This is a genomic window from Pseudarthrobacter phenanthrenivorans (assembly GCF_036455295.1).
Lineage (GTDB): Bacteria > Actinomycetota > Actinomycetes > Actinomycetales > Micrococcaceae > Arthrobacter > Arthrobacter phenanthrenivorans_C.
Window position 1 is genome coordinate 40,584 of record NZ_JAYXNX010000015.1, and the last position, 15,629, is coordinate 56,212.

At 67.8% G+C, this 15,629-nt stretch carries 10 protein-coding genes; 8 read left to right on the plus strand and 2 right to left on the minus strand.

Annotation, left to right across the window (positions count from 1 at the left end; translation table 11 throughout):
* Positions 1 to 32: 32 nt before the first annotated feature.
* Positions 33 to 1,292 carry a glycoside hydrolase family 1 protein gene (locus VXJ37_RS17005; protein ID WP_331324221.1) on the minus strand — a complete coding sequence of 420 codons (1,260 nt, stop codon included), beginning with the start codon at positions 1,290 to 1,292 and terminating at the stop codon, positions 33 to 35.
* A 217-nt stretch (positions 1,293 to 1,509) separates the two neighbouring features.
* Here VXJ37_RS17005 and VXJ37_RS17010 point away from each other — a divergent pair, with 217 nt between their 5' ends.
* Genes VXJ37_RS17010 through VXJ37_RS17030 form a run of 5 tightly spaced genes read left to right on the plus strand, consistent with a single transcriptional unit; the run spans position 1,510 to position 9,487 of the window.
* Positions 1,510 to 3,066 (plus strand): ABC transporter substrate-binding protein, encoded by a 1,557-nt coding sequence (locus tag VXJ37_RS17010; RefSeq protein ID WP_331324222.1) that lies wholly within the window; start codon positions 1,510 to 1,512, stop codon positions 3,064 to 3,066.
* 52 nt (positions 3,067 to 3,118) lie between these two features.
* Positions 3,119 to 4,075, plus strand: a complete 957-nt coding sequence (locus VXJ37_RS17015; RefSeq protein ID WP_331324223.1) for an ABC transporter permease — start codon at positions 3,119 to 3,121, stop codon at positions 4,073 to 4,075.
* Complete coding sequence (locus VXJ37_RS17020; RefSeq protein ID WP_331324224.1) at positions 4,072 to 6,171, plus strand: dipeptide/oligopeptide/nickel ABC transporter permease/ATP-binding protein; 2,100 nt, start codon at positions 4,072 to 4,074, stop codon at positions 6,169 to 6,171. Before VXJ37_RS17015 ends, VXJ37_RS17020 begins: the two co-directional genes overlap by 4 nt.
* On the plus strand, positions 6,168 to 7,172 hold the full coding sequence (locus VXJ37_RS17025; protein WP_331324225.1) for an ABC transporter ATP-binding protein: 1,005 nt from the start codon (positions 6,168 to 6,170) through the stop codon (positions 7,170 to 7,172). Before VXJ37_RS17020 ends, VXJ37_RS17025 begins: the two co-directional genes overlap by 4 nt.
* A gap of 35 nt (positions 7,173 to 7,207) precedes the next feature.
* Complete coding sequence (locus VXJ37_RS17030; protein ID WP_331324226.1) at positions 7,208 to 9,487, plus strand: family 78 glycoside hydrolase catalytic domain; 2,280 nt, start codon at positions 7,208 to 7,210, stop codon at positions 9,485 to 9,487.
* A 313-nt stretch (positions 9,488 to 9,800) separates the two neighbouring features.
* Here VXJ37_RS17030 and VXJ37_RS17035 read toward each other — a convergent pair whose 3' ends face one another.
* Complete coding sequence (locus VXJ37_RS17035; protein ID WP_331324227.1) at positions 9,801 to 10,646, minus strand: IclR family transcriptional regulator; 846 nt, start codon at positions 10,644 to 10,646, stop codon at positions 9,801 to 9,803.
* Positions 10,647 to 10,743: 97 nt separating this feature from the next.
* On the opposite strand from VXJ37_RS17035, the gene VXJ37_RS17040 reads away from it, so the two are divergent.
* Genes VXJ37_RS17040 through VXJ37_RS17050 form a run of 3 tightly spaced genes read left to right on the plus strand, consistent with a single transcriptional unit; the run spans position 10,744 to position 15,508 of the window.
* A complete protein-coding gene (locus VXJ37_RS17040) occupies positions 10,744 to 13,566 on the plus strand; it encodes an alpha-L-rhamnosidase (RefSeq protein WP_331324228.1) in 2,823 nt (940 codons plus the stop codon).
* Positions 13,563 to 14,540: an alpha/beta hydrolase gene (locus VXJ37_RS17045; protein WP_331324229.1), complete on the plus strand. Its 978-nt coding sequence runs from the start codon at positions 13,563 to 13,565 to the stop codon at positions 14,538 to 14,540. Before VXJ37_RS17040 ends, VXJ37_RS17045 begins: the two co-directional genes overlap by 4 nt.
* Positions 14,537 to 15,508 (plus strand): alpha/beta hydrolase, encoded by a 972-nt coding sequence (locus tag VXJ37_RS17050; protein ID WP_331324230.1) that lies wholly within the window; start codon positions 14,537 to 14,539, stop codon positions 15,506 to 15,508. The genes VXJ37_RS17045 and VXJ37_RS17050 overlap by 4 nt, the downstream gene beginning before the upstream one ends.
* Positions 15,509 to 15,629 lie beyond the last annotated feature (121 nt).

Here is a 15,629-nt window from a genome sequence, read left to right on the forward strand (position 1 = left end):
CCTCTCATGGAGATCCGGCCCATGCATCGTTGTTAAGCGGGCTGGGTGACCTGGGATGCAGCGTGCTCCTGGGCCAGGTTCCCCAGCCAGCGGGCGCTGTCCTTCGGGGTCCGCTCCTGCGTGGAGCGGTCGACGGCGATCAGGCCGAACTTGGGCCGGTAGCCGAAGATCCACTCAAAGTTGTCGAACGCTGTCCAGGCGATGTAACCCCAGACGTTAATGCCGTCGGCAAGGCAGGAGGCCACGCCGTCGACCGCGGCCTTCAGGTAGTCCACCCGCTGGGTGTCGTCCTCGGTGGCCACGCCGTTCTCCGTGACGATCACCGGGACGCCGGCCGTTCGGTGGGCCTCGCGGATGGTTGCCTCCAGCGCCTGCGGGTAGATTTCCTCGCCCATCTGGTTGGTGGGAACGCCCTCCGGCGCGGGGGCGTTGCCTTCAGGGCCGTATACCGTGCGGCCATACGTCTGGATGCCCACGAAGTCGTCATCCCGGGATGCCACCAGGAACCGCTCATTGACGTCACGGCGCACGCGGTCCGCGAGTTCTTCCCCGCCGGGAAGGGCCTGGATATCGGAGTTGGCGAGCGTCCAGCCCACCTTCAGGTCCGGGCGGTGCGCCTTGATGGCTGCGGTAGCGGCCTTGTGCGCTGCCAGCTTGACATTGAAGCCGGCCTCGGTGGAGCAGAACTGGAAGGGCGCAATAGTGCTGGCGTCAACGCCGAGCCGCCGGGCGGCGGCAGCCCACATGGGGACGTTGCCGCGGTTTTCCGGTGACTCGCCGCCAATGCCAAAGGATTCCAGCAGCCACGGAAGGTTGGGCTCATTCAGCGTGCAGGCGACGCCGATCAGGTCTCCGAGGTGGCCCATTACCCGGTTGCAGTAGCGGGCGAAAAGTTCCGGTGTCCGGTCGCCCTCCCATCCTCCCAGTTCCAGGAGCCAGCGCGGCGAGGTGAAGTGGTGGAACGTGACCACCGGCGTCAGGCCCTGCCCAACACATTCCTCCAGCACACGCCTGTAGTGGTCCAGCTCAGCCAGCGAGAAATGGCCTTCCTCCGGTTCGATCCGAGCCCACTCGATGGAGAAGCGGTAACTGGTGAAGCCGAGGCCGGCAATCAGCGCAATGTCCTCGCGGTACCGGTGGTAGTGGTCCACTGCGTCACCGGAAGGCTCCGCGAAGATGGTGCCGGGCAGGTGCTCCAGGAGCCAGGTGTCGCTGTTGACATTGCTGCCTTCCACCTGGTGGCCGGCGGTGGCCACTCCCCAAAGGAAGTCCTGCGGAAACGGGTTGCTCATGTGGTTCCTTTCGTGACGGACGCGCACCCGCGTCCAGGCCTGTCTGCCTGCATCCATCCTGACGAGGCGCGTGACCGCCGCCACAATACTTTTTCAATCAATGACATTGTCATGTTTGGCGCCACCGGCTCCAACGGATTCTGGAGAGGAGCCGGACACCTCCGGCCCCCCGAATTTCCTCCGTTTGTCACCGTCATAGAATGCGAAGGCGCACTAGATGAAACTTATGACCTCCACCGCACGCGGCAGCGCGGCCGTCCTGACCGGCGCCCTGCTGATGGGTTCCCTGGCCGCCTGCGGCGGCGGGTCCAGCCAAGCCGCCGCCAAGGGCGATACCACCAGCCTCACCCTGGCCATCGACAGCGACTCGGCCTCCTTCGGCTTTGACCCGCTGCGCGTCTCCGCAGCCCAGCGCCAGTTCTTCGAAGGCCTCTACGACAGCCTGATGACCCTTCAGCCGGACGGATCCACGGGTCCCGGGCTGGCCAAGGACTTCAGCTACAACGCTGACAACACCGTCCTGACGCTGAACCTCAAGGACGACGTGACGTTCACCGACGGCTCCAAGCTCGACGCTGCACTGGTGAAGGCCAACCTGGACCGCCGCTCCGATCCGGCCCTCAGCGCCTACTCCGCCGTCGCCAAGGGCGGGGCCCAGGAAATCACGTCGGTTGACGTGGTCAGCCCCACCCAGGTGACCCTGACCTTCGCCAAGCCGCAGCCCGGCTTCGAAAAGAACCTGGCCTCCACCACCGGCATGATCGTGGGCAAGAACGGCGTCACGGACGCCGCCAGCCTCGCTGCAACCCCTGACGGTTCTGGCCCATACACCCTTGACTCTTCCACTGTGAAGGGCAACAAGTACGTCCTGGTAAAGAACGACAAGAGCGCGGACGCTGCCAACTACGCCTACAAGAAGGTTGTCTTCAGCGTCGTCATGGACCCCCAGGCCCGCGCCAACGCTTTGGTCTCCGGCCAAGCCGATGTTGCCATGCTGACCTCCTCCACGGTGGACTTCGTCAAGTCAAAGGGCGTCAGTGTTTCGCAGATCGGCGGCACCGTCAACACCATGATCTCCTTCGACAAGACCGGCAAGACCGCCCCGGCGTTCGGCCAGGAGAAGGTCCGCCAAGCCATCCAGTACGCCATCAACCGCCAGGCCCTGGTGGACGCCCTGCACAAGGGTGACATTCCCGCCTGGAACGCCCTCCCCAAGGATTCTGCCGGCTTCACCAAAGACCTGGAAACCGAGTTCGCCTACAACCCGGACAAGGCAAAGAGCCTGCTGGCCGAGGCCGGCTATCCCAACGGCTTCGAGTTCACCATCATCGCCGGTGCACAGACCCAAACCGACCTGCAGGCCGTCCAGAAGGACCTCGCCGCCGTCGGCATCACCATGAACGTCAAGATGGCGGCCTCCACAGACGAAGCCTTCGCTGCCGTTGCCACCACACCTCTGGGTTACGCGCCCCTTAACTGGGACAACCCCGTCGGCGTGATGTACGGCGCCATCCTCAACGGTTTCACCAACGTCCAAAAGGCCACTGATGACCAGCTCAGCGCCGCTACCGGGGAATTGGCTGCAGCCAAGGACGATGCTGCCGTAAAGGCCGCAGCCACCAAACTGAACACCCGGCTGGTCGAGTCCGGCTGGATGATCCCGTTGTACGAGGCCCTGACCAACCAGGGGTACAACACCAAGAAAGTCCAGGAAGTGAAGTTCGCCGGCACCAACGCCTACCCCCTGCTCTCCTCCTACAAGCCCACCAACTGATCACCCTGGCCGGGCACGCTCCCCCCCACGGAGGGCGCGCCCGGTCTGACCAATGGAGGTCACCCCCATGGCATTGTTCGTAGCCAAGCGCCTGCTCATGGCGCTCGCCACGGTGCTGGTGGTTGCAGTGCTGGCGTTCCTGCTGGTGCACGCAATGCCCGGCAGCCCCGGAGCGGTTTCGCTGGGCGCCGGCGCCTCCCAAGACGCAATCGACCAGCTGAACCAGCAGCTCGGCTGGAATGACCCGTTGTTCACGCAGTTCTTCCGCTGGCTGGGCAACGCGGTGCAGGGAAACCTGGGCGTCTCGCTCATTGACGGCCGCTCCATCAGCGTGGACCTGACCGACCGGCTCCCGGTCACCGCGTCCCTCGCCGCAGGCGCCACCCTCCTCAGCGCCGTCCTGGGCATCGCCCTGGGCGTGACCGCAGCGGTCCGCGGCGGGCTGCTTGACCAAGTCATCGGCGGCTTCGTCGGCCTCCTGGTCGCACTCCCGGCCTTCTGGGTGGGCATCATCTTCGTGTACCTGTTCGCCGTCCAGTCCTCCGTCTTCCCGGCCACCGGCTACGTGCCTTTCGAGGTATCGCCGCAGGACTGGGCCATGTCGCTGGCGCTGCCGATCATCACGCTGGCCGTGGGCGGCGCCGCGTTCATTGCCCGGCAGACCCGTGCTTCCATGCTGGAGGCTCTACAGCAGGAGCACATCCGCACGCTGCGCGCCACGGCCACCCCCACCTGGAAGATCCTCTACGTCCACGCCCTGCGCTACGCGAGCCTGCCCATCGTGGCCGGCATCGCCCTGCAGTTCATCGGCCTGTTCGGCGGCTCCGTCATCGCGGAACAGCTGTTCGCCATGCCCGGCCTTGGCCAGGCCGTCCAGTCATCCGTCAGCACCCACGACGCCCCCGCCGTGCAGGGCGTGGTGGTGATCGCCACCGTGGTGGTGGTCGCCGTCAACCTAGTGCTGGAACTGGCCACCAAGTTCCTCGACCCGAAGTTGCGTGCCTCATGATTCCCACAGTTGCCCCGGCCCCCGCGGACGCGGACCAGGCAGGAAGTACGACGGCGGCAGGAGCCTCCGCACCCCGCGCCGGCAAGGCAGCCCTCACCAGGTTTTCCAGGCACCGCCTGTTCGGGTCGCCGGGGGCCGTCGCCGGCCTGGTGTGGCTGGCGGCGCTGGTGATCGCATCCCTGACGGCTCCGCTCTGGCTGCCGTACAAGACCGAGGACCAGGACTTCACCGCAGTCCTCTCCGGCCCCACCGCGGCCCACTGGCTGGGCACCGACGAACTGGGCCGGGACATCCTCAGCCGCATCTTCGCCGCGGCCGCAGGCACCTTGGGGACGTCGCTGATCACGGTGATTGTCGGCGTCGGCCTTGGCACCGTCCTTGCCCTGCTCGCCGCGGGGGCCGGCGAACGGACCGAGGCAGTGATCAGCCGGGTCACCGAGATCATGATGTCCCTGCCGGGCACCGTGATCATCCTGGCCGTCATAGGCGCGGTAGGCACCAACATCCCGGTGGTCATGGCCATCCTGGGCATCCTGATGTCCGCCGGGATCTACCGCGTGATCCTGGGGCAGGCCAAGTCAGTGCAGTCCCAGCTCTACGTGGACGCGGCCAAGGTGGACGGCACCGGCCCGCTGGGCATCAGCCTCCGCCACGTCCTGCCCGGCCTGGCCAACACCATTGTGGTGCAGGCCGCGCTGATCTTCGCCGTGGGCATGCTGATCCAGGCCGGCCTGGCGTTCATCGGGTTCGGGCCGCCTCTTCCGCAACCCAGCTGGGGCGGCATGATCCAGGGCGCCTCCCAGCACGTCTACGACGCCCCCTGGATGATGGTTCCCACCGGTGCCGTGCTGGCACTGACCGTCTTGTCGGCCAATGCCATCGGCAATGCCCTTGGCAAGGCACCGAATGCGGCGGCCCCGCACCTGCCGTCCGCGGCGGCCCGCCGACAGCGCGCCAAAGCTGTTGCCACCATCGCCGCCGGTTCCCCGGCTCCCGGGGACGCCCGGAGGGGGACGCTGAGCGTCCGCAACCTGTCCGTCGGCGTCGATAATGCTGGTACAGGCAACGGCGTCCGCCTGGTCACCGACATCTCCTTCGACGTCCAGCCCGGAACCGTCCTGGGCCTGGTGGGTGAATCCGGCTGCGGCAAGACCATGACGGCGCTGTCGCTCCTGGGACTCCTCCCGTCCGGGGTGTCCGTTACCGGCGGGCAAATCCTGTGGAACGGACGAAACCTCGCCGCCACCAGCGACAAGGACATGGAAGCCGTCCGCGGCCGCGAGATCGCGCTGATCAGCCAGGAGCCCATGCGCGCCCTGGATCCGATGTTCACTGTGGGCTACCAACTCACCACCACGATTCGGCGGCTCCGCGGGACAGACCGGGCCGAAGCCAAGGCGGAGGCCCTGGGCCTGCTGGAGAAGGTGGGCATCGTTGATGCCGCACGGATCCTCAAGACCTATCCGCACCAAATCAGCGGCGGCATGGCCCAGCGCGTGGCCATCGCCCTGGCGCTTTCCGGCCAGCCGAAGCTGCTGGTGGCGGACGAACCCACCACCGCCCTCGACGTCACCGTGCAGGCCGAAATCCTGTCATTGCTGCGGACCCTGGTGAAGGACACCAGCATGTCCGTGGTGATGGTGACCCATGACCTGGGCGTGGTGGCGGACCTCTGCGATCAGGTCGCCGTGATGTACGCCGGGCAGGTGGTGGAAAACGGGAAGACCGCAACCACCCTGGACAACCCCCGCCATCCCTACACCCTGGCCCTGCTCGCCGCCGATCCGCACGCCAACCAGGCCGAGGAGATGCCCGAGAGACTGGCCACCATCAGCGGCCAGGTCCCGCAGCCCAAGGACTGGCCCACCGGCTGCCGCTTCGCCGCCCGCTGCCAGTTCGCTGGCTCCGCCTGCCTGGAACCGGTCCCGTTGCTGCCCTCCGGCGCCGGCGAAGGCCTGGTCCGTTGCGTCAAGGCGGACCAGCTCGCCGTCGAAGGCATGGACTGGCTGGCCACCGACGTGCCCGCCGCCAGGCTCCTCCCGGTCAGCCCGGTGACCCCAACGAACACCACCATCGTCGAAAAGGACCTGGCATGAGCACCGCAGTCACGGAACGCGAGACACAGCAGCCCCCAGCCAGCACCCCCGTGCTGGAGGTCAAGGACCTGGTGGTCCGCTACGGCCGGGGCCGGAAGGCAGCCGCCGCACCCGCCGCCGTCGACCACGTCAGTTTCAGCATCGCGCCCGGGGAAACCGTGGGCCTGGTGGGGGAGTCCGGCTCCGGAAAGTCCACCATCGGCAAGGCCATCCTGGGCCTGCAGAAAGTCTCCGGCGGCTCCATCAGCTACCAGGGCAAGGACATCACCTCGGCCAATGCCGCCCAGCGCCGGGCCTTGGGCGGGGAGCTGCGGGCCGTCTTCCAGGACCCCAATTCGTCGCTGAACCCGCGCAACACCATCGGCACCTCCCTGGCTGAACCGCTCCGGCTCCGCGGCGTCTCCGGCGCGGAGGCGCGGGCCAAGGCGGAGGACATGCTGGAACGCGTCGGGCTGCCGCGGGAGGCCGTAGACCGCTATCCCAGCCAGTTCTCCGGCGGCCAGCGGCAACGCATCTCCGTGGCGCGCGCCCTGATCTGCGACCCCCAGCTGGTGGTGTGCGATGAGGCCGTCAGCGCCCTGGACCTCTCCACCCAGGCGCAGGTCCTGAACCTGCTGGCGGACCTGCGCGACGAACGGGGCCTGAGCTACCTGTTCATTGCCCACGACATCGCCGTGGTCCAGTTCCTGGCCGAACGCGTGGTGGTGCTCTACCGCGGCCAGGTGATGGAAACCGGACCGGCCGCCGCCGTCACTAAAAACCCGAAGCACCCCTTCACGCAGGCCCTGGTGGCCGCCTCCCCGGTGCCCCGGCCGGCCGAACAGGCCGCCCGGCGGGAAGCCCGCGAGGCGCTGGGCGTCCGCACCGGCGCCGCGGCCGTTCCCGGACCCGGCGGCTGCCCGTTCCGGCTCCGCTGCCCGCTCGCCACCGACTCGTGCGCCACCGACCGGCCGGCACTGCGCCGCGTGGGCACCGCCGACGTCGCCTGCCACTACGCCTAGATTCCTTGACCTCCTTCAGAACGGACTATCCCCGCATGACTTCCACCCCCTGGCGCGCCGCCATGATCACCCCGGCCAACGACTTCGACGGCGCCCCGCTGCTCCGCAGGGAGTTCACCCTTGACGAGGGCCACGGCGGGGTGGTGATGGCGACGCTGCGGGCCACGGCCCTTGGCGTCTATGAGGCCTTCATCAACGGCGCCCCAGTGGGTCCTGACGTGCTGAGCCCGGGCTGGAGCTCCTACGAGTGGCGGCTCCGCTACCGCACATATGACGTCACGTCCCTGGTGGGGCCGTCCACCGTGATCGGTGTGGAGCTGGGCAACGGCTGGTACCGCGGGCGACTCGCCTGGCACGGCATGTCCAACCTGTACGGCAGCGAGCTGGGGTTCTTCGGACAGCTGGACATCGAGTTCGAGGACGGCCACGTCCAGACGGTCGCCTCGGACAGGAGCTGGCAGGCCGGGCCCTCCGCCACCACGTTCAACGACCTCTACGACGGCCAAGCCATCGACGCCCGCAGGCTCCAGGCAGGCTGGGCGGAGCCTGGCTTCGTGCCCGGCAAGGACTGGACCGGTGTGCGCGAGGTGGCATTCGACGCCGGCCGGCTGGCTGAACCGGTGGGCCCACCCGTGGTGCGCGCCGCCGCGGTCAGTCCCGTGGAAATCTCCACCTCACCCGGCGGTAAGACGCTGGTGGACTTCGGCCAGAACCTGGTGGGCTGGCTGCGGTTCTGCGTGCAAGGGGAGGCCGGCTCCGTCATCACCGTCCGGCACGCCGAGGTGCTGGAGGACGGCGAGCTGGGCGTCCGGCCGCTGCGGTCCGCAAAGGCCACGGACACCTTCATCCTCTCCGGCGGCAAGGACTTTTTCGAGCCCACCAAGACGTTCCACGGCTTCCGCTACGCCGAGATCACCGGCTGGCCCGGAACCCTCACCGCCGATGACCTCGAAGCGGTGGTGGTCCACTCCGACCTGGAGCGCACCGGCACCTTCGAATGCTCCAACGAACTCGTCAACCAGCTGCACCGTAACATCGTCTGGGGCCTGCGCGGCAACTTCCTGGACCTGCCCACCGACTGCCCCCAGCGCGACGAACGGCTCGGCTGGACCGGCGACATCGCCGTCTTCGCCCCCACTGCCGCCTACCTGTACGACGTCAAAGGCTTCCTGCAGGACTGGCTGCTGGACCTTGCCGCCGAGCAGAAGGCGCAGGATGGGCTGGTCCCGATCACGGTGCCGGATGCGCTGAAGTACTGCCCGCAGCCGCCCGAATTCCCGGCCCCGGAATCGTCCGCGCTGTGGAGTGAAGCCTCGGTGTGGGTGCCGTGGGGGCTGTGGGAGGCGTACGGGGACCTCAGCGTGCTGGATAACCAGTACGAATCGATGGCCGCGCACACCCGGCGGGTGGAGGGCCTGCTTTCACCCGCCGGGCTGTGGGATTCCGGATTTCAGTTCGGCGACTGGCTGGATCCTGACGCCGCGCCGGACCAGCCATGGGCAGCGAAGGCGGACACCGCCGTAGTGGCCACCGCCTGCATGTACCGGACAGCCCGCATTACTGCGCAGGCCGCCGGGCTGCTGGGCAAGCACCACGAAGAGGCCCACTTCGAAGCAGTTGCAGACCGGGTGCGGACCGCATTCGCCGAACACTACGTTGCCGGCGACGGCACCATCTCCAGTGACTGCACCACCGTCTACGCCCTGGCCATTGCCTTCGACGTGCTGAAGACCCCTCAACTGCGGGAGTTCGCCGGGAACCGCCTCGCCGAACTGGTCCGGGACAATAACTACCGGGTGTCCACCGGCTTCGCCGGAACGCCGTTCATCACCCACGCGCTGACAGACACCGGCCACGTCGATGACGCCTACCGCCTGCTGCTCGAAGAGGGCTGCCCGTCCTGGCTGTACCCCGTAACCATGGGCGCCACCACAGTCTGGGAACGCTGGGACTCCATGCTCCCTGACGGCACCATCAACCCCGGTGAGATGACCAGCTTCAACCACTACGCCCTGGGCGCCGTGGCCGACTGGATGCACAAGGCCATCGGCGGCATCCGCCCGGCCGAACCCGGGTACACCCGCGTCCTCATCCAGCCGCAGCCGGGGGAGGGGATCAGCTGGGCCAGGACGTCCCTGAAAACCAAGCACGGCGAGGTGCGAACGGAATGGAAGACCGACGGCAGAGAGTTCCGGCTCGAGGTGACAGTCCCCGCCGGGGCGGAGGCCGAGGTCGTCCTTCCAGACGGTGCCCGGCACGCGGTTAAGGACGGGACGCACGGTTTCACCGCCGCTGTGGGCGTGCTGGTGAAGTAGCAAGTATGCGCGAAAAGACGTTCCCTGCATGACCCGTGCGGCACGTCGTGCATGTCAAAATCACCTCCACTGTTTGAAGTAACGCCGGTCGCCCGGTGCCCTCCTCGGGCCGCCTGCGCCGAGGCCCACCACGGGAACCAGTACGACCATGGCTTCACCGGAGAACGCCCTACAGGTTTCGACGTGTGGACAACAGCCTGTCCGCCGAGCGGGAGCCGCACGTGATGCAACGGCGGCATCACGTGCGGCTCCCCCTCGTTCTCAAACGCGAGTACTGCCGCTAAGGCATAACCTCCGATGACGCCGCTACTAGTCATCCCGAAGAGTGGGCCCGGAGGCCGGTGCTTGCCTGGGCCTGGTGACCCAGGTTGCGAGACACCGCCCTGGCAGCGGCCCGGACTGCAGGAGCCAGCACATTGGGGGGAGTAGAACCATCCGGAACGACGATGGACAGCGACGCCACCACGCTGCCCTGGGCATCGAAGATGGGAGACGCGACGGATACGGTCCGGGACGGCAGGCTGCGCCGGATCATCGCCACACCGGTGCGCCGGACATCCGAGAGGGTGCGCCGCAACTGCCCCTCCGGCATCTCGGACACGCCAGGCTCGTTTTCATGCGGCCGCTTCAGGATGGTCTCCTGGAACTGCTGGTCCGCCCCGGCCAGCAGCACCAGCCCGATGGCCGTGGACCGCAGCGGAGCCCGGCCGCCCACACGGTAGGCCACTTCGGTGGCGTCCTTGGCGGACAACCGCTCAATCAGCACCGCCTCCTCGTTGTCCCGTACGGCCAGCAGGACGTGGTGCCGGGTGACTTCGAACAGGTCCTCCAGGTACGGCAGGGCGATTTCCCGCACGCCGTGCCCGCGCGGTGACAGCGACGCAACTTCCCACAGCCGCACCCCCACGACGTACCTGCCGTCGTCGAGCCTTTCCAGGGCGCCCCAGGCAACAAGCCGGGCAATCAGCCGCAATGCCGTGGGCGCCGGCATACCCGCGTAGCGGGCCAGCTCGGACAGGGTCAGCGCGCGGCGCCGGTCCGAAAAGACGGCCAGCAGGCTCAGTGCCCGGTCGATCACCGGCTCGCCCTGTTTGGGCCGCTTTCCGCGTGCCGCGGGGACGTCAGCGTGTGAGATTACCGTGTCCGGAGTGGCAGTCATGGCAGTGATTCCTAGCGACGTTGATAGTTGATGGTGCTTAGTGAGCTGAACCACAATACTATTCCAACCATTGAAAGGACCCTGTGGAGGGCACGTCGTGGAACGCGAAGCTGGAACTTCCAGCAACCGCACCGTCCAGGAGTCCCGCCGCATGAGCGCCCCCACCCGCCTTCGGGCCGAGCACCTCCCTGAGGCGATGGGCCTGACCATCACCGAGCCCCGGCTCAGCTGGAGCCCCGGCACCACCGGCCAGACGGCCTACCGGATCACCGCCAGCAACGGCTGGGACACCGGGAAGGTAAAGTCAGCGGCGTGCTCGGGCATCCCGTACAGCGGACCCGCGCTGGATTCCCGCAGCCGGTTCGAGTGGCGCGTTCGTACCTGGAACATCGATGCCACCGGCACCGAAACGACAAGTGCCTGGTCGGAACCGATGCCCGTCGAGCTGGGCCTTCTGCACCCGTCGAACTGGACGGCACGGTGGATCGGCCCCGAAGAACAAGAGATTCCGGCCCCGGGGGAGCGGCCCGGCTATGCCCTTAGTAAGGCCTTCACGCTCCAGGACGTTCCGGACAGGGCCCGCATCTACGCTACCGCGCACGGCATCTACGAACTCTTCATCAACGGTCAGCGCGTGGGCGACCAACAGCTCACCCCCGGCTCCACAAGCTACAACACCACCCTCCAGGTCCAGGCCTACGACGTCACCGCCCTGCTCGCCGAAGGAACCAACACCGTCCGCGCCGTCCTCACAGACGGCTGGTTCCGCGGCTCTTTCGGCTACACGCGCGACGCCGACATTTACGGCACTGAGACGGCCTTCCTTGCACAGCTCGAGCTGGAGTCAAGGGCCGGCAGGGAGGTCATCGGCACCGACAGTTCGTGGCTGGTGTCCGTCACGGAAATCCTTCGCGCTGACCTCATGGCGGGCCAGCGCATCGACTTCCGAACCGCCGACGGAGGCAGGGCCCTTCAGTCGGGGGACACTCCGGCGGGTGGGGACTCGGCAGGTGCCCGGCCATCGTTGCCGCGCACCGCCGTCGTGCGCCCGGGCAGCTTCGACACACTGACAGGACCACTCGCCCCACCCACCCGCGTGACGCAGGAGCTGGCGCCGGTGTCCATCACCCGCCTGTCCAACGGCCACCAGGTGGTGGACTTCGGTCAGAACATCCATGGCTGGGTGCGGCTCACCAGGCTTGGGCTGCCGGGCACACCAACCACCTTGGAGTATGGCGAAGCGCTGGGGAGGGACGGCGATGTCACCCGGGACCACCTGCGCCCGCTCGATTTCCGCGCGCCCGGTGCGTTCCGGGACGCCGGGCAGGTGGACGGCGTCATCGCCTCCGGCACTGCCGGCGAAGTTTTCGAGCCCCGGCACACCACGCACGGCTTCCAGTACGTCTCGGTCCAGGGCCTTGCGGCCGACCTGCAGCCGGAGGACATCACCGCCTGCCTGGTCCGCACCGACCTGGAGCGCATCGGGACCTTTCACTGCAGCGACGAAAGGCTGAACATGCTCCATGACATTGTGGAGTGGAGCTTCCTGGACAACTCCTGCGAAGTCCCTACCGACTGTCCGCAGCGTGAGAAGGCCGGCTGGACCGGGGACTGGCAGCTGTTCGCCCCCTCCGCGGCCTTCTTGTACGACGTCACCGGTTTTTCCCGGAAGTGGTTGCGCGACGTTCGGGCTGACCAGTGGGACAACGGCGTCATCGTGAACATCTCGCCGTCACCCGGCCCTGCCGTCACCTCTGCCGAGTTCATGGGCTTCACCAACGGCTCCGCCGGCTGGGGCGACGCGATCGTCATGGTGCCATGGGAGATCTACCTGGCGTCCGGGGACACCTCGATCCTCTCCGAGAACTGGGAGGCCATGAACCGCTGGCTGCGCTTTGTCCGGAACGCAGCGGAGACACAGCGGCACCCGTCCAGGGTCGCGGCTGACCCCACAGCGGCACCGCATGAGCTGTACTTGTGGGATGCCGGGTTCCACTTCGGGGAATGGATGGAACCGGGCGGGCCCGAGCCGGACCTGTTCGCCGCCCGCACCGCAGACCACGGCATCGTGGCAACCGCCTACTACCGCCACACGACAGAGCTGATGGCGCGCATCGCCACGGTCCTGGGGCTGCCGGAGGATGCAGCCGTCCTGACGGAGCTGTCGACAAAAATCCGGGATGCCTGGGAAACGGAATACGTCGACGCTAGTGGGCAGGTCATAGAAGCCAGCCAGGCCAACTGCGTCCGCGCCCTGGCCTTCGACCTGGTCAGCCCGAAAGACCGCGCCACCGTCACTGCCCAGCTGGCGGACCTGATCCGCGGCGAGGACAGGCACCTGGGCACAGGCTTCCTCGCCACCCCGTACCTGCTGCCCGTCCTGGCCGACAATGGCAACCTGGACCTGGCATATGAACTGCTGATGCAGGACTCGGAACCCTCCTGGCTCGCCATGGTGGACCGCGGAGCCACCACCGTGTGGGAACAGTGGAACGGCATCGACGCTGACGGAACTGCACACAACTCGCTCAACCACTACAGCAAGGGCGCGGTAGTGTCCTTCCTTCACCGGTACACCGCCGGCCTGCGGCAGGCACCCGGCAGCGCGGGCTGGGAGCGGATCATCATCGAACCGCGCCCCGGCGCCGCCATCACGTCCGCTTCCACTTCCCACCAGGGACCGCGCGGCCTGATCGAGGTGGCCTGGACCGTGTCAAAGGACGTGGGTGTGTCGAAGGAAACGGCGGACGACGGCCTGCTGACGCTAACTGTCACGATCCCGCCCGGCACCACAGCTGAGGTGCTGCCCACCTGTGGTTCATCACCGGCACCGGCTGTCGTCGGGCCCGGACACCATACTTTCCACGCCGCATCCGGCGGGGACACCGCGCACCCTGAGCTTATGAGGAGCACGCTATGACAGCGGATTACGCCACCGAAGTACCTGACACTTTCCGCCCCAGCGGCAGGACCGTTCCGCCCTTCCCGGTCTTTGACGCGCCCGGTACGCCGGAGCCTGCCTCGGACGCCTCGCTGGTGCACCGCGAAGTCACCTACGCCCGGGCCATCGGCTTCCGTCCGCTGAAACTGGACATCTGGCTGCCGCGCAACGCCGCCGGACCCACGCCGCTGGTGCTGTGGGTGCATGGCGGCGCGTTCCAGCTGGGGGACCGCCGGGAGCTGCCGCCCACATTCGCACCGGACTCCGTGTTCCGGCTGCTCAACGAGGCCGGCATCGCCTGCGCCACTGCGGACTACCGGCACTCGCTCGAAGCGCCATTCCCGGCGCAGCTGCACGACCTCAAGGCCGCCGTCCGTTACCTGCGGGAGTACGCCGCGGACCTGAACATCGACCCGGACCGGTTCGGTGCCTGGGGGGAATCCGCCGGCGGCCACCTGGCGGCGCTGCTCGGACTCACCGGCAACCACACTGGCCTTGAGGGGGGACTCGGCGCCCAGGGTCACCCAAGCAGCGTCAGCGCCGTCGTCGACTTCTACGGCGTCTCCTCCCTGACGGACATCCCGCCCATGCAACGGCCGGCCGGGCTCTTCCCGCCCGCGCTCACCGCAGCCGTGCCGGAGGGCATGTCCCTGCAGCCCGAATACATGCTGGTGGGCGGCTCTGACGACCCGGACCTGCTGGCCGCGGCCAGCCCCGTCAGCTACGCCACCGCCGATACCGCGCCGTTCCTGCTGGTCCACGGCGACAGTGACGGGTTGGTCCCACACGCGCAGACCGAACTGCTCGCTGCAGCCCTCGCCGGCGCCGGCGCGGAACACGAGGTGGTCACCATCAAAGGCGGTGACCACTGCTTCTTTGGCGCCGAGGACCAAATGGAGACCATCCTGGCTACCGCAGTGGATTTCTTCGCACGCAAGCTGGGGACCCCGTGACGCCCCGGACAAAACCCGCCGAGGCTGCCCCGCACAGCACGGGGACCGCAGTTCAGGGGCAAACGCCTGCCCAAGGCTTCGCCGAGTATCTGGCCAGCCCGGAGGGCCCGCAGTTCCTGAACCCTGAGGCCATCCGCTCACCGGGTCCGGACGTCACCATCCACACCGCCACTGCAGACGGGCGTCACGGGCCGGTGGGCATCCGGATCTACGGTGAACCAGCCGGGACGGACAGCCCCGCCCTGTTGTGGCTGCACGGCGGCGGCTTCGTCAGCGGCAGCGTGGACAGCCCCGAGTCGGACTACCTGGCACGGGTGCTCGCCGGCCGCGGGATGCCTGTGCTGTCGGTGGACTACCGGCTGGCCCGTGACGGTGTGGCCTTCCCCATCCCGCACGAGGATGCCCTGGCCGGCTGGTTCTGGGCCCGCAAGAACGCCGGCTCACTGGGACTGGATCCGGACCTGCTGTGCCTGGGCGGGGCCGGGGCCGGCGGCAACCTGGCCGCCGGCGCCGCGCTCTACCTGATTGACGCCGGCAAGCCGCTGCCGGCCAAACTCCTGCTGGCCTACCCGTTCCTGCACGCAGAACTGCCTCCACCCGCCGGTGGCTTGGACGACGACGTGATGGCGGGGCTGCCGCGGCACCTGCGCTTCACGCTGGAGGACTGCATCCGGACGGCCGAGAACTACGTGGGCGGCCCGGTCAGTTTGGCCCCGTCCTACGCCATGCCCGGATATGCGGACCCTACCGGGCTGCCGCCGACGGCGCTGCTTGCCTGCGAGTACGACGACGCCCGCGGCTCAACCGAGCTGTTCGCCTCGGCGTTGGAGCGGGTTGGGGTCCCTGTGTCCTACTTCCTCGCCGAAGGCGGCGTGCACGGCCACCTGAACCACACGGCCGGGCTCCCGGAGGGGCAGGCAGCCCTAGATTTTCTGGCAGTCGAGCTGGCCGAAGTGCGCGGGGCTTGAGGGAGACCCTGAATGCTGCATGCAGGGTGTGCCCCGGCAACCTGACGGAATTTGCCACCCGCTGAGCTGACGCTGCCTTGGACCAATGTCCCTCTTCCGGCCCCCGCTGCACTGCCCGAAC

Coding starts and splice junctions, on each gene's coding strand:
- VXJ37_RS17025 (WP_331324225.1), top strand. CDS start 6,168: ATGAGCACCGCAGTCACGGAACGCGAGACACAGCAGCCCCCAGCCAGC.
- VXJ37_RS17015 (WP_331324223.1), top strand. CDS start 3,119: ATGGAGGTCACCCCCATGGCATTGTTCGTAGCCAAGCGCCTGCTCATG.
- VXJ37_RS17010 (WP_331324222.1), top strand. CDS start 1,510: ATGAAACTTATGACCTCCACCGCACGCGGCAGCGCGGCCGTCCTGACC.
- VXJ37_RS17005 (WP_331324221.1), bottom strand. CDS start 1,292: ATGAGCAACCCGTTTCCGCAGGACTTCCTTTGGGGAGTGGCCACCGCC.
- VXJ37_RS17035 (WP_331324227.1), bottom strand. CDS start 10,646: ATGACTGCCACTCCGGACACGGTAATCTCACACGCTGACGTCCCCGCG.
- VXJ37_RS17020 (WP_331324224.1), top strand. CDS start 4,072: ATGATTCCCACAGTTGCCCCGGCCCCCGCGGACGCGGACCAGGCAGGA.
- VXJ37_RS17030 (WP_331324226.1), top strand. CDS start 7,208: ATGACTTCCACCCCCTGGCGCGCCGCCATGATCACCCCGGCCAACGAC.
- VXJ37_RS17045 (WP_331324229.1), top strand. CDS start 13,563: ATGACAGCGGATTACGCCACCGAAGTACCTGACACTTTCCGCCCCAGC.